The sequence below is a fragment of the Brakhagea slesvicensis genome (assembly GCF_052161625.1).
GTDB lineage: Bacteria > Planctomycetota > Planctomycetia > Pirellulales > Pirellulaceae > JBKCUI01.
This window is the reverse complement of record NZ_CP197412.1, coordinates 4,102,424-4,124,309: the sequence shown is the minus strand read 5'-3', so window position 1 is coordinate 4,124,309 and position 21,886 is coordinate 4,102,424. Positions and strand designations below refer to the sequence as shown.

Annotated in this window: 19 protein-coding genes; 9 read left to right on the top strand and 10 right to left on the bottom strand. The window is 53.9% G+C overall.

Annotated elements, in window-relative coordinates:
* The first annotated feature begins 71 nt into the window (after window positions 1-71).
* From SH467x_RS15605 to SH467x_RS15595, 3 genes are all read left to right on the top strand, one after another.
* Window positions 72-491 carry a hypothetical protein gene (locus SH467x_RS15605; protein WP_482368035.1) on the top strand — a complete coding sequence of 140 codons (420 nt, stop codon included), beginning with the start codon at window positions 72-74 and terminating at the stop codon, window positions 489-491.
* Between the two features lie 735 nt (window positions 492-1,226).
* On the top strand, window positions 1,227-2,171 hold the full coding sequence (locus SH467x_RS15600; RefSeq protein ID WP_482368034.1) for an RHS repeat domain-containing protein: 945 nt from the start codon (window positions 1,227-1,229) through the stop codon (window positions 2,169-2,171).
* Window positions 2,172-2,180: 9 nt separating this feature from the next.
* Window positions 2,181-2,513: a hypothetical protein gene (locus SH467x_RS15595; RefSeq protein ID WP_482368033.1), complete on the top strand. Its 333-nt coding sequence runs from the start codon at window positions 2,181-2,183 to the stop codon at window positions 2,511-2,513.
* Between the two features lie 741 nt (window positions 2,514-3,254).
* Here SH467x_RS15595 and SH467x_RS15590 read toward each other — a convergent pair.
* Window positions 3,255-4,796 (bottom strand): N,N-dimethylformamidase beta subunit family domain-containing protein, encoded by a 1,542-nt coding sequence (locus SH467x_RS15590; protein ID WP_482368032.1) that lies wholly within the window; start codon window positions 4,794-4,796, stop codon window positions 3,255-3,257.
* Between the two features lie 153 nt (window positions 4,797-4,949).
* Between SH467x_RS15590 and SH467x_RS15585 the strand changes: the two genes are divergently transcribed.
* The 3 genes from SH467x_RS15585 (at window position 4,950) to SH467x_RS15575 (ending at window position 8,060) form a co-directional block, all read left to right on the top strand.
* Window positions 4,950-5,810 carry a DUF3467 domain-containing protein gene (locus tag SH467x_RS15585; protein WP_482368031.1) on the top strand — a complete coding sequence of 287 codons (861 nt, stop codon included), beginning with the start codon at window positions 4,950-4,952 and terminating at the stop codon, window positions 5,808-5,810.
* 79 nt (window positions 5,811-5,889) lie between these two features.
* Window positions 5,890-7,368, top strand: a complete 1,479-nt coding sequence (gene gatA, locus SH467x_RS15580; protein ID WP_482368030.1) for an Asp-tRNA(Asn)/Glu-tRNA(Gln) amidotransferase subunit GatA — start codon at window positions 5,890-5,892, stop codon at window positions 7,366-7,368.
* Window positions 7,369-7,382: 14 nt separating this feature from the next.
* The gene (locus SH467x_RS15575) at window positions 7,383-8,060 is read left to right on the top strand and encodes an RluA family pseudouridine synthase (protein ID WP_482368029.1); all 678 of its coding nucleotides are present in this window, start codon (window positions 7,383-7,385) and stop codon (window positions 8,058-8,060) included.
* 105 nt (window positions 8,061-8,165) lie between these two features.
* Here the strand turns inward: SH467x_RS15575 and SH467x_RS15570 are convergent, their stop codons facing one another.
* The 6 genes from SH467x_RS15570 to SH467x_RS15545 form a co-directional block, all read right to left on the bottom strand.
* Window positions 8,166-9,053, bottom strand: a complete 888-nt coding sequence (locus SH467x_RS15570) for a sugar phosphate isomerase/epimerase family protein (protein ID WP_482368028.1) — start codon at window positions 9,051-9,053, stop codon at window positions 8,166-8,168.
* 74 nt (window positions 9,054-9,127) lie between these two features.
* Window positions 9,128-10,729: an endonuclease/exonuclease/phosphatase family protein gene (locus tag SH467x_RS15565; protein WP_482368027.1), complete on the bottom strand. Its 1,602-nt coding sequence runs from the start codon at window positions 10,727-10,729 to the stop codon at window positions 9,128-9,130.
* A gap of 142 nt (window positions 10,730-10,871) precedes the next feature.
* Window positions 10,872-11,657, bottom strand: coding sequence for an ABC transporter ATP-binding protein (locus tag SH467x_RS15560; RefSeq protein WP_482368026.1), 786 nt, complete (start codon window positions 11,655-11,657; stop codon window positions 10,872-10,874).
* A gap of 5 nt (window positions 11,658-11,662) precedes the next feature.
* Entirely contained in the window at window positions 11,663-12,727 is a 1,065-nt protein-coding gene (locus SH467x_RS15555; protein ID WP_482368025.1) for a FecCD family ABC transporter permease, read from the bottom strand.
* Window positions 12,724-13,803, bottom strand: coding sequence for an ABC transporter substrate-binding protein (locus tag SH467x_RS15550; RefSeq protein WP_482368024.1), 1,080 nt, complete (start codon window positions 13,801-13,803; stop codon window positions 12,724-12,726). The genes SH467x_RS15555 and SH467x_RS15550 overlap by 4 nt, the downstream gene beginning before the upstream one ends.
* 120 nt (window positions 13,804-13,923) lie before the next feature.
* On the bottom strand, window positions 13,924-14,760 hold the full coding sequence (locus SH467x_RS15545; RefSeq protein ID WP_482368023.1) for an undecaprenyl-diphosphate phosphatase: 837 nt from the start codon (window positions 14,758-14,760) through the stop codon (window positions 13,924-13,926).
* 129 nt (window positions 14,761-14,889) lie between these two features.
* Between SH467x_RS15545 and SH467x_RS15540 the strand changes: the two genes are divergently transcribed.
* Both SH467x_RS15540 and SH467x_RS15535 read left to right on the top strand, forming a co-directional pair.
* On the top strand, window positions 14,890-15,960 hold the full coding sequence (locus tag SH467x_RS15540) for a hypothetical protein (RefSeq protein WP_482368022.1): 1,071 nt from the start codon (window positions 14,890-14,892) through the stop codon (window positions 15,958-15,960).
* Window positions 15,957-16,328 (top strand): hypothetical protein, encoded by a 372-nt coding sequence (locus SH467x_RS15535; RefSeq protein WP_482368021.1) that lies wholly within the window; start codon window positions 15,957-15,959, stop codon window positions 16,326-16,328. The genes SH467x_RS15540 and SH467x_RS15535 overlap by 4 nt, the downstream gene beginning before the upstream one ends.
* A 215-nt stretch (window positions 16,329-16,543) precedes the next feature.
* Here the strand turns inward: SH467x_RS15535 and SH467x_RS15530 are convergent, their stop codons facing one another.
* Window positions 16,544-17,053, bottom strand: coding sequence for a MogA/MoaB family molybdenum cofactor biosynthesis protein (locus SH467x_RS15530; protein ID WP_482368020.1), 510 nt, complete (start codon window positions 17,051-17,053; stop codon window positions 16,544-16,546).
* 35 nt (window positions 17,054-17,088) lie between these two features.
* Window positions 17,089-17,898 (bottom strand): TatD family hydrolase, encoded by an 810-nt coding sequence (locus tag SH467x_RS15525; protein ID WP_482368019.1) that lies wholly within the window; start codon window positions 17,896-17,898, stop codon window positions 17,089-17,091.
* Window positions 17,899-18,171: 273 nt separating this feature from the next.
* On the opposite strand from SH467x_RS15525, the gene SH467x_RS15520 reads away from it, so the two are divergent.
* Complete coding sequence (locus SH467x_RS15520; protein ID WP_482368018.1) at window positions 18,172-19,695, top strand: sulfatase; 1,524 nt, start codon at window positions 18,172-18,174, stop codon at window positions 19,693-19,695.
* A 1,543-nt stretch (window positions 19,696-21,238) separates the two neighbouring features.
* On the opposite strand, the gene cyaB is transcribed toward SH467x_RS15520, so the two are convergent.
* Window positions 21,239-21,832, bottom strand: coding sequence for a class IV adenylate cyclase (gene cyaB / locus SH467x_RS15515; protein ID WP_482368017.1), 594 nt, complete (start codon window positions 21,830-21,832; stop codon window positions 21,239-21,241).
* Between the last annotated feature and the right edge of the window lie 54 nt (window positions 21,833-21,886).

Genomic DNA, 21,886 nt, shown 5'->3' with positions numbered 1-21,886 from the left:
TGCCAACAGAGGAGTATTCGAATTCTCTAAGACTATTGTCAAATGGAACACCAAGACAAAAGTTCTCAGCAATGGTCCACGTCACAAGTAACGCGGAGGAAAACGACATCGACGTCGCAATTGATGCATTGGCAGATGCGTTAACTTCTTTAATTGGTGAACCACACTTGGATGATCCGTTCTGGCAAAAAACGACCGAACGCGGGATTCGTGGATATGCCATCTTGATCGCGTCGAAAGCAAAGTCTAACTTAAGTCGCAGTACCGAAGAGCGTTTCCGCTCGATCATGCGAAGTGTCCTGAGCATAAAGCATGAGCAAATCATAGGATTTGCTTTGACGGCTTTTGCTCTCGATGCCCCCCGCGAGTCAAAGCCCTTACTGAACGAGATTAGGATGCTTAGAGATGCAAACCCTGAGCATATAAAGAGACTTGGGTTCTTGTTCGATCGTTGCGAGGCAAAACTTGCAAAACCGAACGGTCACAAGTAGTGTTCACCAATAAAAACTAAACCAACTCATTAAACGGGTCCGCCGATGCGGGGGCAGGGAATGCCCGAAGTTGGTTTTCCCTTCATTTTCACTATGTTTTTTGTGGGGGTAATTCCCCCGAGTCTATCGCTCGAGCGGTCGCAAGATGGCGGCCAACGAGCCGCTTGCGAGCAAGAGGATGCACCGAGTGCATGGAAGTAGATTTGTAATAGCAAGTGAAGATCCGTGCGTAGACTCCACCTTCGGTGGTGCGTGTACGCCTGCGGCTGACTGTTAAACTAATTGTTGACGAGCAGGTGGGAGTGGACCGACAGTGGACCCTCTTCGTTTAACAGTCAGCCGATAGGCGTACACGTCTGAATGCGCAAGCAGTTCATGAATCAGCTCTTACGATCGGATCAACGAATCGACCAAGAAAGGTGCCTACGCCTTTCGCTCGATCGCAAAGATCTTTTAGTCCCGGTAGGGACGAAAGAAAACGCGGCGAAATCGATGTGATCTCTGTGGGTTTGCACCGAAGCTTGAAGCACGGGACCCCAGTGGGTTAGTAGCTGTTTCGGACTAGCGAACCAGGCATATGACATTGCACATTCTCCCCCTCATCCCCAGCCCTTCTCCCCCGCAAAGCCGGGGGCGAAGGGGGCCAGAATTTTCGAGGATTCAATCCTCGGTTCGAAAGCGCTGCAAGCGGCGTTGGGATTGGTTACAATAGCCGCCATGCACCCCCAAAACGCCATGCTTGAAACATCTCCAGATCTCTGCTCCGCGCGCCCCCGCCCGGGAGAGCCAAACGCAACCTTCGGTTGCACCGAAGCTTCTGCTCCTGCTTGGCCGCACTTCCATGTGCATTCCATCCACGCCAGCGTTGGTCCGTCCCCTGCTGAAGCCACCACTGCCACTTGGCGCTACCAAAGCAACCAGCAGTACAGCATCACGGCAGTAACCTCTTCTTCGGGCAACGTAGCAGAGCGCTACGCCTACACGGCCTACGGCCAGCCAACGATCCTTGATGGTTCAGGCTCGGTACTCTCGAGTTCGGCGATTAACAATCACTATACGCACACCGGACGTGAATGGGATCAAACGCTTGGGCTGTATCACTTCCGGGCTAGGTGGATGAGCGGGCTCTCGGGGAGGTTTATGGGGAGGGATCCGATCGGGTATAAGGATGGTTTATCGCTGTACCGAGTTTACTTCGAACTAATTGCGACTGATCCTGAAGGACTTTGTGTAGAGGATTGTAGGAAGATCTATGATGGAATGATTGCTCAAATCGACGCCATATACGAACAACAATTAATTGAAATCGAGGAAGAAGTGCGATCCCTGGTTGAGTTCTGGAGTATTCAGATCCATCAAAGATACCAACAGGCTTTGGCGGCCGCTGATAGGGTGCGCAATTTAGGGTTGGCCTTTTGCCAAACTATTGATCGAGCGACATATTGGGGCCCGTTCCAATATGCCAGCTGTATCTTTAATGTTGAGGCGCTCTATGCGCGTGCAACCGGCGATGCTGCCGTTGCTTTCGCCAATGCAACAGCGGTAATTGGATCGTCAGCAGCGGCGTACGAAGCTGGAAGAATAAGCGGTCTACATCTTTGGATGGTTACTGCGAAAGCAGGAGCTTGGGACGCATTCAAAGAATGCGAAGGCAGACGATATCCAACTGTGAATAAATAGGTACTAGAAGTGAATAAAAGCGACTATATTCTTGTTCGAAAGCGAAGACTTCTTGATGTCTTTATTATTGGTGTTGTAGCATTCTGTATCCCAATTTTTTACCGATTAGTGGATCCGACGGGGAAGTTGTCAGATGAAATGAACAGCATTTCTAGATTGGATCCTAACCCAATGGGCACGTTCGGCTACTTGATGATTATGTTATACGTATATTTGCGGGTCTTCGCCAAGGACGTTGGCGAGACGACTTTTTGTCCGACTGAAGCAAAATCTCTCGATGCTTCCGCACAAAAATTAAATCGTATTGATAAAGGTGATTTCCCTAGCGAAAGCGGGAAATGAGCGAGAGCGACTGAAGTCTGAATTGAGATCGCGAGTTGAATATTTCTTGACCAATAAGAACTAAACCAACTCCTTAAACGGGTCCGGCGATGCAGGGGCACAGGGACGACCCAAGTTGGTTTTCCCTGCATTTTCTCTATGGTTTTTTTGTGGGGGTAATTCCCTGCGAGTCTATCGCTCGAGGGGCCGCAAGATGGCAGCCAAGTGGATCGGTCCAAAGGGGATCTAGCAAGTAGCATTAGCCCCGATTCTTTACCATCGCGTTGAGTCTTAGCACCGGCTTGCCTAAAGAGAGAATCGGCTGATTGGAGGAACGGTCAGGAACACGGAGGGACATGATGCACAGGATCTTCAGAAGACAGGGTTGTTATCCTGTCCATCCTGTAGATCCATGTGGGGTTACTACATGAATCGCGGCACAAGCCTCGGTTTTCAGTCGCCTTTCTCCTTTTCGCAGCAACCAAGTTCTGCCCTTATTATTCACCTGGATGCGAGAAGCGAATAATGGAATAGAAGGCACCCACCTAATTAGAGGGAGCATCGGTGTTTTGGGGCACCCACCTTTTGGGAGCGCCATCACTTAGAAATATAGTCATTGTCACCAGCGACACAGGACCAACTCCGCGATCCACCGCGTCCTCCGCGGGTGACCATCACCGATTTCATGCCAAAACCGCGAGAGCGATAAGTCGTAGGTAGAACTCAGGAGCAGCGGGGCGAAGAAGGACTTACCCCGAGCAGTCATTTCGGACGCAGCATGCGATCGAGAATGTTCTTGGTAATCTGCTGCACTCGCGAATCGACTCCCTGAGGTGAGGTATAAACGCTGGGGCTTTGGTAACCGGGAGGGGCACTAAGCCCATCGGCCCACCAGCAAGTTGCTGCGTTGAACACGAAGTTCCCTTTGGGGCCAGGATAAACTGTTGCGGTATAAGTGCCGCCATTTAAAACGCCAGGAGCCGATTGAGTAGGTCCCGTCGCGACGATCTCCAGTCCAGGGATCGATGCAGGGTCACCGTGGTACTCCCAACCGATTAATCCGGGGATGCGATCGTCCCGCTGCATCCCCGTCCCTTCATAGATCCAGTGCTGAGGGGCGGAACAGACCCAGTCCGCTCCACCAGTAACTGGCCCTGTGCTATGAGCTCCGATCAGCTCGTTGGCGTAGGGTCTCTCGTGTTTCAAGCTGGACATCGCGTCGAATTCGCGCGTTCCCCCCGGCGGCCCGAATACTCCCGTCCTTCGAAACGAACGAGTTGCTTCCTCCCATTCCACTCTTCCGCAGACAGCGTTTCCGCTAAAGAATCCAATGCTCGTTCCTTGCTCGACGGCCGATTGCATATGACGAAACATCTCGAGGGTCCAGTACTCATCATGACCGACGCTCAAGAATCCGCGGCTTCGAAGGGGTGTTTGAGGGTCGCGATGGGTATCGGTGTTCGAGACATACTGCACATCGAAGCCCTGCTGTTCCAACCAAAAAACAAACGGGAATTCCCAAAGAAAAAACTCTCCCGAGCCCAACGAAAGGGGAGCGTCGAGAATCTGACAGTACTTCCCATAGGGCCTTGAAAAACTGACGCGCGACGCATCCCCCCAATGCCAAACATTCACTCCATCATCGTAGAGCGAGAACTGCGAAGGCCAACGATTGTAGGCCTGCCACGTGTGATCGCTGCATTGAAACATCAGATCAGACCGTCGTTGATCTCGAACAAGAAAGATGATGTAACTTTGCAATCCTTCCGTCCCCTCCGTGAGTTTCGCCACATAGACGCCGCTGGTCCAAGTTTCGGGGATTCGAATCTCGAGAGACGGCTCCCACTCACAAAACATCAAGCGATTCTCTCGCATCGATGGCATAGGTTGCGGCTTGCACGCGACGTTGCCATAGCGTCCTACGCTTCGGCCCCCTAATCCTTGGTAGTACCCTAAACGAAACAACTCAACCTCGACTGTCGTGGGAGTCGCGGTGCTAATCATCAATTGAAGCGTCTCACCCGACTGAACACTTGCATGCGACGCGTAGCCTTCCACCCAGGGACATCGGTACTTGGATACTGGCTCGATGCGAATCTTCTCCAGCTTCCAGTTCAACGTTCCCTCATGTTGGTTTTCAACAACGATTGGATTGGTGCCGAGCGGGGAGACCGAGGTGGCGTTGGAAGCGGAACTGCCAGCCGAAACCAATCCGCAAGCCCCTGCGGCTGCAAGCCATTGTCTGCGCGAGGAAGAAACCGAATGGGAAGCAATCCGGTCAAGTTTGTCAGGCTGATTCTTCATGGCAAGGTTCAGGGGGGGAGGGAATTCGAACCAAAAAGGGCGGGCAAGCTACCGAGATTAACCGGATGGTGTCCGGTGCAAGCGGGATCGAATATGGTATCATCCTGATCTTTCTTCTGCTGGATTGATCCCATCCAACGTTTGGTTTTTAGCATGGCGTTTCCACCGAATTCCGACGACCGACCCGACCCCATGGAAAATATGCCCGCCGTCCGAGCGCGCGTTCCCGAACATGTAGCTCGCGGGGAACTGAGCACCGGTGTGATCGTCGTGACCGGCGGAACGGAATTCGTACTGGACTTTGTTCGAAATCTACCCCGACCCAGTTGCGTCGTTTCCCGCGTCGTGCTCCCCCATTTGGTGATGCCCCAGTTCATCGATGCGCTGACCACCAACATCGAACTGTTTCGGCAACGCTATGGCGAACTACCCGGTTCGCCGAGCCCTATCGTCCAGACCCCCACCTCGCCCCAAGAGGCAGTTGCTCCTGATCACGATCCGTTCGAACCAAACTTTTCCGAGGATTCACTCGGACTCGATGGTGAAGAGGCTAACCCATCTCCCAAAACCACCCCCAACTCGGAGATGAATGCGAATTCCTCGACGGGCTCCATTGGAAAAGGGGCTGGACCGCTCCAATCGTCGTTAGAATCCAACTCGATCGATGTTCATGCCGGCTCCCCACCCGGCGGAGGGACTGCGAACCCACCGCCAAATCCAGGCGTTCCAAACCAAGGCCCTCCCAACCAAGGCCCTCGTCGCCAGAATCCGCAGGAAGTCTACGACGAACTGAAGTTGCGAGACGAGATCTTGAGCGGGGCGTATGCGAACGCCGTGATGATCGGTCATGGCCCGTACGAATTCAGCTTTGACTTCATCACGAACTTCTACCCCCAATCCGCAGTCAGCAGCCGCGTCTTCATGGCTTCCGGCCATGTGGGCCGATTGCTCGACTCTCTCAAGGCATCTTGGGAGCAGATCCGAGGTCGGTACGGCTTTCCACCCAAGCCATAGGGCTGGCTCTATTGCAATGCGGTGCACCTAAGAGGTCGCATTCGGCTTCCTCCCTTCCAAGACTATCTCGTTCACATCTATGGACCTTACATCCCTTTCATCCATCCAACGCCAGCTCGACGATCGATCCCTATCCAGCCGAGAGCTAACGCAACACTATTTGGATCGCATCGCCAAGCTGGATACCGACATCCATTCGTATTTGCATGTCGACCCCGAAAACGCTCTCAGAGCCGCCGAAAATGTCGATGCGAAGCGAGCCAAGGGTGCATCGATGGGCGTATTGGCCGGGATCCCCATATCGGTCAAGGATATTCTGTGCACTCGCAGCATGCCGACCACCTGCGCGTCGAAGATGCTCGCGGGCTACATGTCGCCATTCGACGCGCATGTGATCGAAAAACTACAACAGTCCGATGCGGTCCTGCTGGGCAAGACTAACCTGGATGAATTCGCCATGGGTGGCTCGACGGAAACAGGCTACCAAGGCCCCAGCCGCAATCCATGGAATTTGAACAGGACATGCGGTGGTAGCAGCGGAGGTTCTGCAGCCAGCGTGGCTGCGGGTCTAGCGGCCGCCTCCATCGGCACCGACACCGGGGGCTCGATCCGACAGCCTGCCGCCTATTGCGGTGTGTGTGGATTGAAGCCGACGTATGGTCGGGTCAGTCGCTACGGGCTCATCGCCTATGCAAGCAGTTTGGATCAAGCGGGCCCGTTCGGACTTACCGTGCGCGATCTCGGCTTGGTATTGGAGGCGATTGCCGGACACGACCCGAGAGATTCCACAAGTCTCCAGGTCGACAGCGAGCGATTCTCAGCAGCGGCCGATCAACCGGTTGCCCCCTACCGAATCGGATTCGTTCCGGAACATCTCGCTTCCCCTGGGTTAGATCCCGAGATTCGTAAGAAACTCGTGGAGGCGATTGATCTCTACAAGAAGCTTGGCTGTCAAGTCGTCGAGTTAAAACTACCCCACCACCGATTCGCCATCCCGACTTACTACATTGTCGCGCCGAGCGAGGCGAGTAGCAATCTGTCTCGCTACGATGGTGCCCACTACGGGTTTCGAGCAGAGCCCGATAAAAATCAGGGCTCCAGCGAAAGTCCCCTGGTCGCTATGTACAAACGATCTCGCTCCCAAGGCTTCGGAAGCGAAGTGAAACGCCGCATCATGCTCGGTACCTACACCTTGAGTGCCGGATACTATGACGCCTATTACTTGAAAGCACTCAAAGTCCGCCGCCTGATTCGACAGGACTACGATGCCGCTTTTGAACAAGTCGACGCGATCCTCGGTCCGACGACTCCTACCACTCCCTTTGAACTTGGAGCCAAGAAAGACGATCCCGTCCAAATGTATCTCGAGGATCTCTACACCGTCAGCGCGAACTTAGCCGGTATTCCAGCTCTTTCTATTCCGATGGGAGTTCACTCCAACGGTTTGCCTATGGGACTGCAACTGCAAGGTGCACCCCTTTCCGAATCCAAACTTCTGACCATTGCCGAAGCGTACCATCGCGAAATCGATTACCAACCTCGCATCGCGTTCGCTTAACCAACCCCCATCGCATGACGACCATTCCGATTCTTTACGAAGACAATCACTTGCTGATCGTCAACAAACCGTCAGGTTGGGTGGTCCAAGGGGCCTCGCCCGATCAACTTAGCTTGCTCGATTGGGGAAAGGGCTATCTCAAAGAGAAATACAACAAGCCTGGTAATGTTTTCCTCGGGGTCGTCAGCCGACTGGATTCATGGGTCACGGGCGCCGTCCCCTTCGCGCGAACAAGTAAAGCGGCTGCGAGGATCAATGAACAATTACGAGCCGCGACGGTTTTGAAGCTATATTGGGCTCTCGTAGAGGACCATCCACCAAAACCCGATGGCACATTGGTGCATTGGCTTGTTCGGGACGATCGCGAGGCCATCACGCGGGCTTTCGCGCGAGAGCAACCACAATCTCAAAAGGGAGAGCTGCGATACCGAACCCTGGGAGAGACGGATCGCGGGACATTGCTAGAAATTGAACTCATCACAGGACGTAAACATCAGATTCGCGCCCAACTGACGGCGTTGGGTTGCCCCATTATCGGCGATCGGAAATACGGAGCCACACGCCGTATGATCGAAGGAATCGGATTGCACTGTCGCCGTCTGGCGTTTGAGCACCCCACGCAGGAACAACGCATCGATGTCGTGGCACCGCTACCGGAATACTGGCCAGAGTTCTCCCCGGACCAGCACTGAGAACGTGTCGGACCAAATCGGTTCCCAACCCAACGAGCTGCAATCTTGCATCTCCCTGGAATAAAGACGCGCAGGAATGAAGAAGCAAGCGGTTGCTGACTCACCTCAGGCCATGAGTGGCTTGAGCTGCCCGATCCACTTGGGGATAGCTTCTAATGCAGGCTCCTTCGCCTCGTATTCGAGCGCGACCCAGCCGCTGTAGTGGGAGTCTTTAAGAATCTGCACGACTCGCTTCAAGTCGGTTTGTTCGTGCTTACCGTCCGGATAGATATCCACTTTGATCTGCGCGTTGATGGCATAAGGGGCGATTTGAGCAAGCTCCGCGTAAGGATCCGAAGTGGATCGGAAATTTCCTGAATCAAAGTTAATACCGAACGACGGCGCTTGGACCTTCTTCACAATCTCTAAAAGCCCCTCCGCCTTGGCGGTTACACCACCATGGTTTTCGAGCCCCAAGTAAACGCCTTTCGTGGCCGCATATTTGGAAACTGTCTCGCAGACTTTGACGCATCGTTCGACCGTGGGGGCCCATTCATCCCCCTTGGGCTGATTACCTGCGAAGATCCGAATGGCAGGTGCACCAAGAATAGCGTAGCGATCGATCCAAAGCTTCGTATGTTCGATATCGGATTGCAGCTTTGCCTCATCCTTCTGGCAGTAGTCATTGCGAATGGCACCGCCCGAGATCGTTACGCCTCGGCGATGGCAGTGCTGCTTGAGCTCGACCAAGTATTCTGTAGTGACTTCTTTGGGAAAGTAATAACTGGTCAGCTCGGCACCGGGTAGACCGAGTTCATGGCAGTAATCCACGAACTTGAAAAGATCCCAACCCGAATCCGGTTTGGTCAGCAAATCCCGTAGCGAATATGCGGCCAGACTCAGCCGCAATTGCGCCGGTTTCAATCGTTGAAAAGGTTCGATAGCCCGCAGAGAGGATACGGAACAGGCAGCGGTGCAGAGAGTTGTTCCGGCGAGAAAAGAGCGACGTTTCATAATGGTGAGGAACTCACTAGTTTGAATGGAGAATACTGAGTTACTGAGAAAAAGATGATTCGAAGGCTTTGCGGTTAGCGAGGCCATTCCAGTACAAGCGGGAGATGGTCAGAGGCCTCAGTCGAGATGGAGCGGGGCCGAAATTCCGCTCCCTCCTTCGCCCCCTTTACCAGTACAAAGTCAATTTGTCTTTTCGGGTCTTGGGAAGGAATCGTCGCGATGGCGGCATCGTAGGATGGGGTTGGCCATGCCCCGAGAATATTCTGCATGGGGACCGAATCCTTCACGGCATTCATGTCGCCAGCGAGGATTCCGAGACTCTTTTCCTGGAGCGATATCCCCGCAAGTTCCTCGGCTTGTTGAATCCGAAGGGGTTCATGGGCGTGGTCCAAATGCGTACCGATGACTTGGACCGAGCGGTTCCCGTCGCTGGTTGTGCCGATCAAGGCAATACGTTGTTCGCGTCCTGGAAGATTGGCGAGCTGCTGAACACGATGGTCGCTCCACGGATGCTTCGACAACAGAGCCTGCCCATATGCCCCGCCTTGTAGGTCGATCGCTTTTCCGAAGACGACGTACATATCGGTCAATCGTCCCAATTCTGCCGCTTGATCGACTCCGCCGGAACGCGTGACGTTTTGGTCGACTTCCTGCAAAGCAACCCAATCGGGATCCGCATCGCGAAGGATCTTGGCAATCCGTCGTAGATCTACCTTTTCGTCCATCCCTCGACCGTGATGGATGTTGTAGGTCATTGCACGAAAGGTTCGCTGTGGAGATGCTTCGCGAAGGATTGCGGTGACGGGGAAGTGATCCGACGGTGTTCTCCCCTCTTGATGCGTTCGATCGATGCGAGCCGTTCGAATCGACCAATGTTGGGAAACTGCGATCCAATCGATCCTTGCCCCTTTCCTATTCGCGACGTTGAAATTGCAGAAGGTCCCTTCGTCAGAATCTGGTTGCGGACTCTCCGAATGCGCAAAGGTATCAAGCAGTTTGATATCCCCCTCGCTGTCGACGGTTTCGCGGAAGAGGGCATCGTGGGGTTTCGTTTGGGCACCTGCGTTGAAGTCACCTGTCACGACGACTCGATGTCCCGCTCCCAACTCGGCGACCTTGGCACGAATCAGCTTGGCCGACTCGTAGCGAGCTTCGCTCCCGCGGTGATCGAAGTGCGTGTTGAGGAACAGGATCGGCAAGGCGTCGGGGGAAAGTCGATCGCGTAGTTTGACCCACGTCGCGATGCGCGGAAGCGCTGCATCCCAACCTTGGGACCCGATCTTGTCGGGCGTCGGGCTTAGCCAAAAGTGACCGCCAGAGAGCTTCTCAAATCGATCCTTGCGAAAGAAAAGGGCAGCCATTTCACCTTCGTTCGAACCATCGTCTCGTCCGACTCCAAAGCTCTCCAGAAAGGGAAGTTGGGTCGCGACATGCTCCTTTTGAAAAGCAAGGGTTTCCTGAGTTCCTAGCAGATCCGGGTCGAACTGAGCAATGGTCTCAATCAAAAGCTCCTTGCGATGGTCCCAATGATTGTCACCGTCCTTGGCCGTACCGTAACGCAGATTGAAACTCATCACCCGAACGGGTGGTGTTTCCCCATGAAGAGTAACGCATGGCAACAACGAGAAAACAAACGATAGGAAAACAGGAAGGAAAGCGAATTGGAATCGGCTCATAGGAGGAACGCTCGTTGGTGGAAGCCCCAATGTGGGGACTCGAGTGAGTCGGGAAAGGTGGGAATGGACGAGTTCGAGAAGCTCTTCGTATTGTAACCTAGATCCCTTTCCGAGGAGGCAGGTGTGGCCGGTTCCTCGCCGCTTAAGTTTCGACAGGAACAATGGTGGGCAAGCCGTTGATGGGATTCGTGAAGACTTGAACACGGATCCCAAATGCCTGCTCTAACAGAGGGGCCGTGAGGACCTCGGATGGTGCTCCGAACGCGATGAGGCGTTGCGAGGCGAGCAATACGATTTTGTCGCCAAACATGGCAGATTGCTGCAGGTCGTGAATAGACAGGAGAGCAATAAGCTGCCGAGACTTCACGAGCATGCGAATTTTGCGCAAGGACTCGTACTGATAGCGGAGATCGAGTCCCGCAGTGGGCTCGTCGAGCAGGAGCACTCGGGCTTGTTGAGCCAACGAACGTGCGAGGATCATCCTGCGCCATTCGCCTCCCGATAAAGTGTCGAGCGTTCTATCTCGCAACCCCCACATTCCTGTCGTTTCTAACGACTCTCTCACCAAGCTTGCATCGAGAGTGGACCAAGGCTTGTACCACCCCGCATGGGGCGCTCGGCCCAGCATAACCACTTCGTGCACCGTCAAGGACGTGTCGCGATGCTCGAATTGAGGCATGAGCGAAACTCGCTGAGCGAGCGAGCGCCGCGTGAAGGAATGGATATCGGATTCATCGATCCAAATCGTCCCTGAGTCTGGCTCTAATTGCCGTGCAATGGTTCGCAACAGAGTTGTCTTACCCGCTCCATTCGCACCTAGCAACACGACCATCTCCCCCGGCACGAGTGTCAAGTTCAAGTTATCGAGTACAAGCGTATCGGTGTAGGAGAAAGTAAGATGCTCGATGCGCAAAGGGTTTGGATCCACCGTGTTCACCCTCCCCTTCGTCCTGGGAGGGAATGCGCTCTGCCGCGTCGCAAGAGCAATCCCAAGAAGAACGGGCCGCCAAGCATGGCAGTCAAGATGCCGACGGGGAGCTCGGCTGGGGCAACCACGGTTCGCGCAATCGCGTCTGCGATCAAAGTGATCGTCGCACCGAGCAATCCGCTCATCGGAATCAACAACTTGTGCCGCGTTCCAATCAACAGTCTCGCGATCTGCGGTGCGATCAATCCGACAAAACCAATCACTCCCGCCGTCGAAACCGCGGCTGCCGTCGCGATACTCGCCGCGAATACGACCGACAACCGCAATCGAGAAAGATCCAATCCGAGCGATTGCGATGCGATATCACCGAGCGAATAGGCGTCCATCTGCCTTGCCATCATCCACAGCCATACCATGCCGAATGTCGAAAGCACCACCAAAGTCGGCAGCGATTGCCAGTTCGACCCGGCGAGCGAACCTAAGAGCCAGTTCAAGATCACCATCGTCTTCTGCCCATCGTGCACAAACATCAAAAGCGAAACGAGGGCATTCGCCAAACTGCTAATCGCGACCCCGGCAAGCAACAGCGTCAAAGAGGATGCCCCCCGATTTGCAGATCCGATGACAAAGACCAATCCAACCGTGAAGATCGAACCTAACATCGAGAACATCGATGTGGGGCCAACCCCAAGGAGGGACCACCGCCACCCGACAATCACCGCAATCGCCACTCCCAAGGCTGCACCGCTCGATGCGCCGATAACATAGGGGTCCGCCAACGGGTTTCGAAATAAACATTGAAACCCAACTCCAGCAATCGCCAGGGCGGCACCTGTCCATAACGCCGCCAGGACTCGCGGGAGTCGAAGGCTGGTCAGAATGGTGAATTCCGTTTGCTGCCCGTCGCTCGAACGTTGCGTCAACCAATCCCAAATGGTCTCGAAGGAAATCGTCACAGGACCGATCCCAAGACTCGCTACCGATAGTAATCCAAGCAGCAACAAAGAAGCCAATAAGAGCCAATGGGTTTTACCGCGAATGGCTTTGAGAAATCCATTTGGCGATCTCAAGGCTTCGATTCCGATTGGTTTGGTGCTACGACAGGTTCATCGATCGGCAACTTCGATGCAACCTCTGGATAAACAGTCTGGATGATTTCATGCAGGGCCGAAAGCATGCGAGGTCCACACCGCGAGATGAGATCACCGTCGATTACGTGAATCCTTTGATTCTGCACTGCGAGCATTTCGCCCCACCCGGGACGCAACGCCATCTTCTGAATATCGACTTTTTGACTATGTGTCGTCGGGGCTAATATCACATCGGGGTTGCGCTGTACGAGCGCTTCGCGACTAACCCGAGGATAACGGGCCTGCACATCCGAGAACACGTTGCTCGTATTTGCCAATTCCAGCAATTGGCCGATGAAGGAGTCGGGGCCAGCAGTCATGAGAGGATCGTCCCATACTTCGTAAAACACCCTCGCTCGAACAGCAGGTGCGATGTGGGCAACAGATTGCTGTAGTTGTTTCAGTCGAAAGACAAACCGCTCGTTGAATTGGCTTGCGTTGGATTCGGTACCGGTTAATCGACCTAGTAATTCGGCTTCGGCAAGCAATTCGTCCACCGATTCGGGGCCGATGCCAATGAGGGGGATATCTAGGGGTTCGAAAGTTTCGATCAAAGCTTGATGACTGTCCCATTTGAAGAGGATGACGTCTGGACGCGATGCGAGGATGGCCTCCCGACTGATTCCTTCAATGGTCCCCTTTCCGACGATGGGAATCTTCGATGCAGCCTCGGGGTAATTGCAGTACTCGGTTCTTCCGACGAGTTGATTCTCGGCGCCGATCGTGAAGAGGAGTTCGGTCGTGGATGGGTTGAGGGAAATAATACGTTCGGGACGTTTCTTGACCGTGACCTTCCGCCCCAAACGGTCTGTGAACGTGTGGGGAAACTCTCTGGCAGCGTTCTGCGACGTGTCTGTTTCCACGCCAGGGTTTGCAGCAATGGGCGAGGAATGGTTCGAATCGCAGCCTGGCTGGACCGATCCAATCCCTATCGCAATGCAGAGCGAGATAAGGGTTGGCAGAGTGTTGAGACGCGGGCGGATCCAGCCTGTCGAGAGTCGCCGAGTAGACAGCATGGAATCAGCCTCAGTGGTCCAACCGCATGGAATTACACCGCATGGAATTACAACGTTCATTGGCATCCGAGGTGATGCTATCGGTGCCCCTATGGGTTGTCAATGAAATCTACCCCTCAGCTAACGGAGCCAAAGCCAGAGGAGGAGCCCGATGCCCGCAATCACCCGGTACACCGCAAAGGGGACAAAGCCCCGCGAACGGACCCACTGCATGAACCAAGCGATCACGCCATAGGCGACGAAGAAACTCGTAAGGAATCCAATTGCCAGACTCGTCCATTCCCCCCCAGAGGGCATCGGCTCGGTCGCCAAATGCTTGAGGAGCTTGAACCCGGAAGCGGCGAACATAACAGGGATCGCAAGAAAGAAACTGAACTCGAGGGCTGCTGAGCGGCTCAACCCGAAGATTTGCCCACCTGCAATGGTCGCCATGGATCGGCTCGTTCCAGGAAAAGCGGCCGCAAGGATCTGAAAAAAGCCGATCGCGATCGCTTGCCGAAGACTCATCTCCTCTAACCTCTCGGTTTTGGCGTGATCGGAATACATGCGATCGATAACGACCATCGCAATGCCCCCGACGACCAAGGCGATGGCGATCACCCAAAGGCTCTCGAGGTTTTCGCCGATGATTTCATCGATCAGAAAACAAGGGATCGCCGTGACAACAAAGCTGACGAGCACGAGCGACAAAGGATGACGGTAGGATGCCTTCCAGTCTGTTTTTAGGGATGCTTGGAAAGAAACTAGAAACGTAGCGAGCCGGGCCCGAAAAAAGGCGATGACCGAGAGAATGGCCCCGAGTTGGATCACGACGGCGAACATCTTCCAAAACGGCAGCGTTCGATCTATTCCGAGCAACTCTTGCGTCAGAATGATATGCGCGGTCGAACTCACCGGCAGAAACTCGGTTAGCCCCTCCACAATGCCTTGGAGTAACGCAGCGATGTAATCGTTCAAGGAATGACTCTTGGGGTGGGATGCGTGCTGGGTCCGGGGTTTGACGATTCTGGCTGCCAGTCCGCGACCCGACGCGGATTCTAACGATGAAATCCCAAGCTGATAGGAGTTGATTGGGGAACTTTGTCGTTGGTAACGATTGTGCGGCTTGGCAACGGCAGCCCAGCGAATACACTGCGACGTATGAAGCCGAGATTTCGATTGTGGGGAAAGAAAAAAGGGGGCCGGATGACCGGCTGGTGGATCATGGGATCCCTGGGCGAGGCCACATTCTTCGCCACATGCTTCCTCGTCGGAGTCCTCAGCCTTAGTACCTTCGTCAGCTGGCTCAAGGTCGGATACGGATTCTGGCTCTCTGTCGGAGTCTCAGCGGCTCTGGTCGTCTTGGGTGCCGTCGGCTTCTGGGTTCGCGTTCTGAAGGTCGCGATGAGCGACGAACATCGCGAAGCGATTGCGAAGAGCGGATTGCTGCCCCGTCCAAGCCAACGGACGAAGAAAGCGCCACCTCCCATGATCCCGTCCCTCGAGCCATTCACAGACAGTCCAGGCGCGAAACTGGCTTATCGGCTCCCAAGCCCTTCGCAGGACTTGATGGCGTTCATCGCCGTCGGAGTCTTCGCCATGGCTTGGAACGCCATGCTAGCTATCTTCTTTGTCATTGCCGTGCAAGGGTTCATCGGCGGACAAACTCCGGTGATGTTGCTACTGCTTCTTATGCCAGGGGCTTACATAGGACTGCGGTCAACTCAGTTGTTTTTCAAAACCTATGTGCAAGTGCTTGGGATAGGATCAACCACGGTCGAGATCGAAGACCTCCCATTGGTGCCCGGCCGCACTTACAAGATTCTGCTGGTTCAGTACGGCAGGCTCGTGATTAAGAAACTAACCGTTCGACTAGTTTGCGAGGAGGAAAGCACGTATCATTTCGGAACCGACATTCGCACCGAGCGATCCATCGTGCGCGAGCAAGTGGTATTGGATCAAGGTCGTACGAGAATTGATTGGGGGCGTCCACTGGAATTGGAGGGCGTGCTGAGTATCCCTAGCGATGCGATGCACTCCTTTCAGAGCCTGCATAACGCTGTTCATTGGAAGATCATCGTCGAAGGAGAGGCAAATCGATGGCCATCGTACTCCCGAAGTTTCCCCGTAGTAGTGTACCCGCACGCGCTAGACAAAACGTTGAATCTTCCGTCATGATCCGATTGCTTGGACTACAGCCCACCTACATGCCAAACGATGTTCTCGATTTCGAGTACACCGTCTCCAACATCGATCGATCCACCATCGCTGCTGTAGAAGTCTCGGTGATTTGGCTTACCGAAGGTAAGGGCTCCGAAGATATGGGAGTCCATTTCTTTCAACGAGTCAGCGGCAATTCGCTGGCTGCAATCGAATGGTCCAATCCGCGACGGCTTCAAGTTCCGTTGCCGGAATCGCCACTGTCCTACGAAGGAAAAATCCTGACGATCTCCTGGTGCGTCCGCGTTCGCTTTTACTTGAGCGATGGCACCGAATTGGTCGCCCAAGAACCCTTCTATCTGGGCACCATCACCAAAGCCGTCTGAAGCCGTACTGCCTTCATCGATGCGGGAAGTTTCTCGCAACGGCGCCACGGCGCAAGGAGCAGAGGGGGGGAAAGCGAAACGGTAGGTAGGTTGGCAAGAAGTGGAATGCTATTCCATCACCCCTTAGACGGATTGATAGTTTCATCTCTGCGAGCTTCGCGCCTTGGCGCGCCACCCTCTTCAATCCCACAACTTCTCGAAACTGGAGAGGTTTTTTATTTGCCGGCGTGCAGGACCAAGTGCGGAAGTTCCGGGAGGATGAGCTTCTCCATCGCAAGCCGGACGCCGGCTATTGATCCGGGCATGGTCAATACGATCTTGGTGCCAATCCGCCCTCCGCTAGCTCGGCTGAGCATCGATGCCGATCCGATCTCTTGATAGGAAAGCATTCGAAAGAGCTCTCCGTAGCCGGGGATGACAGAGTCATAGATCCCATCGACCGCATCGACGGTGCAATCTCGAGCTGCGAGACCTGTTCCGCCGGTGATGAGGACCGCTTCGCAGTGCCGTTCTGCCAGTAGCTCCAAAACAGCTTGGCGAATAGCATCTCGTTCATCCCGCACGATGCGTCGTTCGCATATTGGAAAGCCCCGGGCATGACAAAGTTCCTCGATCAGCTTTCCGCCCCCGTCGCTTTCCAACGTGCGAGTGTCGCTCACCGTGAGGATGGAAACGTTGACGTGTCCACCTGCCGCACGTCGATGTTGATTCGTGGATTCCGACATGCTTCCTCGATGTAATGTATGCTTCGTGAACCGCGTCAAACGTCTTGGAACAAACCCGGTTTGCTTTGCGAGAAGAAGGTGACGGGATTTTCATAAACCACCCTGCGAATAAGCTCGCGGGAATGACCTCGCTTTTTGAGCTCCATGATGAGATCGGGAATCGCGGTCGGTTTGCTCGGTCCCCAATCGCCGGCGGAGTTGGCCATCAAACGTTCGGGGCCGTATTTTTCGATCATATCAGCCGCTCGCTGGGGCGTACATTTGCTGACAGGGTACAGCGTCATCCCGGCCCAGAAACCATTCTCGAGGACCGCTTCAATGGTATGCTCCTCCACGTGGTCGACCAACACGCGCGAGCGATCGATTCGAGAATCACCCATCAGCATATCGAGGATCATGCGCGTCCCCTGGTACTTGTCCTCCAAGTGAGGAGTGTGGATAAGGATCTGCTGGTTGTACCGAATGGCCAACTCCAGATGCTCGAGAAAGATGATCGATTCATTTCGTGTGTTTTTATTGAGACCGATTTCGCCGATGCCGAGGACATTGGGTTTGTCCAAGAACTCCGGGATCATCGCGATGACTTCACGCGAGAGTGAAACGTTTTCCGCCTCTTTGGCATTGATGCAAAGCCAAGTGAAATGCCGGATTCCATATTGAGCGGCTCGACGGGGTTCGAAATCGGTCAATTGACGGAAGTAATCGCGGAAACTCTCAACACTCCCACGGTCAAACCCCGCCCAGAAAGCCGGTTCGCTCATCGCAACACATCCCATCCTCGCCAACGTCTCGTAATCGTCGGTTGTGCGAGAAACCATGTGAATGTGGGGATCGATGTAATCCATCTTGTCTGTATCTCCTGTTGCTGCAATCGTTTGCGAGTGCAGGCTGCCGAATGAAGTGCCCAACCGAAACGCCCAACCGAAACGCCCAACCTCAGTGCCTCGTGCAGCGGGGGCTCTTCCCGCATTCTACTAGGTTGCCCACGCACCGCTTAGAGCTTTTAACCCACAGAATACCACAACCGCCTTCTGCCCCAATACCTGGGCTTCCTAGTATCATAAGGATCGTCCGGAAAGTGACTTTTCGCGCAATCTTGTACTGAGGTATCCATTGCCATGCATCGACTCCACCTCTCCCTGGGGATGCTCTTTTTCTTCGTCTGTTGCACGATCGCCCAGGCGGCCGATAGTCGCCCCAATGTCCTTTTCATTATTTCAGATGACTTGAATAATATGCTCGGGTGCTACGGCGACCCACTGGCCAAAACACCGAATATCGATCGTTTGGCGACTCGAGGTGTGCGATTTGATCGTGCCTATTGCACATTCCCACTTTGCGGCCCCAGCCGCAACTCCATGCTTACCGGTCTCTACCCAAACTCGACTGGGATCCTTGCCAACGCTCAGATCTTCCGTCAAACCATTCCGACGCACCGAAGTCTCCCGCAAGCGTTTCGCAACGCGGGCTACTTTGTATCTCGCATCGGGAAGCTCTATCACTACAACGTTCCTCGCTCGATTGGAACCAACGGGCACGACGATCCCGGTAGCTGGGAAATGGAGATCAATCCCGCTGGCGTCGACCGATTGGTAGAAGAACCGCAGATCTTCTCCCTAACCCCCGGTCAATTCGGGGGTACGCTGAGCTGGTTTGCTTCCCCTGAACCAGACGCCAAACATACCGATGGGCTGATGGCGTCCGATGCGGAATGGGTGCTGGAGCGATGTTCCAAACAGAACGATCGCCCCTTCTTTCTAGCCCTTGGGTTCTTTCGCCCCCACACTCCTTACGTGGCTCCGAAAACTTATTTTTCCAAATATCCCAAAGAGTCGATGCCGCTCGTACAAGGAGTCACGGAAGACCAAAAGGATATCCCACCACCGGGCTTGGGAAGCTACAAAAGGGAGCAAGACAAGTTGACGGATGAACTCCGTCAAGAAGCTCGGCAAGCCTACTTGGCCAGTATTAGCTTCATGGACGCCCAGGTCGGTCGCGTCGTCGATACTCTCGATCGTTTGAAACTGTCCGACAACACAATCATCGTCTTTACGAGCGACCATGGTTACCACATGGGCGAGCACGGGCTGTGGCAAAAGATGAGTCTTTTCGAAGAGAGCGCGCGCGTTCCTCTCTTGATCGTCACTCCAAACTCGAAGCAGGCAGGGCAAGTCGCAAAGACACCCGTCTCGCACGTCGATCTCTATCCGACACTGGCGGAACTATGCCAGGTCCCAACGCCAGACTCACTGCAAGGCCAAAGTCTCGTTCCCATTCTTAATGCTCCGGAAACGAAGGGGCGGGGTTGGGCGCTAACGCAAGTCATGCGGGGTGGCGGGCAAGCAGCGGCGGCGGTGACAACCAACGTCGGTGCCGACGGAAAGCGATTCTTTGGATATAGTCTCCGGACCGATCGATATCGGTACACCGAATGGGCCGATGGTGAACGTGGGCGAGAACTCTATGACCACGACAAAGACCCCAATGAAATCCGCAATCTTGCAAACGAAACGGACTATGATTCGATTCGAGTAGAACTCTCAAAACAACTTCAAGCGGCGGTGAAAACGACTTATCCTCCATCAGGGGAAACTCCCTCTCTCAAACCGGGGCTCTGGGCACCAGACCTTACCAATCCTTGATCCTTACCCTTCTCTTTGCGACCTTTGCGCCTTGGCGCGCCAATTCTTGATACATCCAAGTTTCTCGCCAAGGCGCCACGGCGCAAAGGGACGAGAGATGAGGAGGCGTCGACATGACGAAGTGCTAATAAAGATAGGGAACAGATGCAGGAATAGATGTGTCAACTTTACAAGTTGGGAAAAAAACACCGAGATTCAATATCAGAACATTGTTAGTCGTCCATATGGCGTTGGGACTTTTTCTCGGAGGAATTATATTTTGGTGGACACGCCCTTATCCATTGACGGGTTGTTATCCCAATGGCCAGCGAGCCTGGGTGCAATGGGAACGACGCACTCTATTGCTCAGGATTCAACATTTGGAAACCGTACGTTGGTTCCCCAACGGTTCCATCGCATTTCATTCGAAGGCTGCAGGTCAGGCCTTTTATTTTGACCCAAGTGGCGAGGTGGTAAAAAACTCTCGCGAATGGTCCGAAAAGTATGGCGGCCTCATGCGAGGTGCAACGCAGGACAATGAGTCAAAACGTCCGTTGCAGAAATTTCTATGGTGGTGGAATCGATGGTAAAGCGATCGGGTGACAAGAGCGAACATCATCAACAGCATCGATCTTTGATGTGGGAGAAGGTCGATAAACTTCCATCGCTCCGGCTCCCTACAATCAGTTACTTCAGTGTTCCGGTCTATATAGCAGTAAATCTCGTTTTGATACTAAACGATCCGGAAGATCCGGCGTTTATCCGAGTGCCAGACTTTTCTCCGTCAGCGTTTGAAATTGGACTCTATGTAGTGGCGATGGCACTGATTGGACTTCCTGTGGTATTTACTCTGCTACGTGCATTGTTTCTGCGAGTACTCCATCGTCAGCCCCCTACAAATGACGCAGGAGATCTGTTTTGGATCCTGTCAATGTTTCGATTGCCGAATGCAGTTGTGAAGTCTTACAGTTGGTTCGTTCCTATTTACTACGGGGCCATTGGCTGCCTAATGTTATTACCGCTTATCATTTGGGGATGGCGATTCGTTCGAATAGCTATGAATGTTTGATCTATTTGCGCCTTGGCGCGCCACTTCTTCGTGCATCCGAGTTTCTCGCCAAGGCGCCACGGCGCGAAGAGTAGTCGAGATGGTGAGGAAAGGACCTCCGGATGAAGCAGCTGGAAAATTCAATTTGAATTGCCATCGCTTCCCTTTAACGGAGTGCGCTATTCTCGACTTTCCCTCTCTCTTGATACTTTCTTTCTCTTAGCGAGCGTTGCGCCTTGGCACGCCACTTCTTCACGCATCCCAGTTTCTCGCCAAGGCGCAACGGCGCAACGAGTAGACGAGATGGTGAGGGAAGGACCTCCGGATGAAGCAGCTGGAAAATTCAATTTGTATTGCCAACGCTTCCCTTGAACGGAGTGCGCTATTCTCGACTTACCCTCTCTCTCTTGATACTTTCTTTCTCTTTGCGACCTTTGCGCCTTGGCGCGCCACTTCATCACGCATCCCAGTTTCTCGCCAAGGCGCCACGGCGCGAAGAGTAGACGAGATGGGGGCCTAGGCTTTGTCGGTCGATTTTTCGAGGAGCAGACCAAGGTAACTGCGTCGCTCGATCCTATCCAATCCCAGTCGTTCGGCGAGCGCGAGGATGTCGCGCTGCGCCGCTTCTGCTTCCTCGTTACTATCGACGACTCGTTCTATTTCGGCAAAGACACCGAGCTTTTCAACTCGGTCAATCGTAACGGTGAGCGATCGACCTTCCTGTTCGACTTGGTACACATCTCGATGTTTCTCAACCTTGGCAGCAACCTGAAATCCGAGATGCTCCCAAATTTGAAGCCACTGTGCAGCGGTATTTGGCCCTAAAGGGAGTTCGATCTCAGGTCGAATCTTGATCGGACCCGGTTGACGAGGGCCTTTGTATGTGACGTGAGGCTGCCCGTCGATTTCCCGAATCCGCAGCGCCTCGTCGGTCGCACGAAAGTCGCGTGCTGGATGCCGCAAATAGGTATCGCAGTGATGTTCTCTTGCCACGAATTTGGCTTGGATACCAGCCAGCTTGGCTTCGAGATGACTGGCATTCTCCACCCGAAACTTGCATTCCGCTTCCAGCGGTTCTCTTCCCACAGCTTCCTCAGACTTGATGTTCAAAACAGGTTCAAACCAGAACTTCTAAGCTTGTTCACGACGATTGCAAACCCGCCG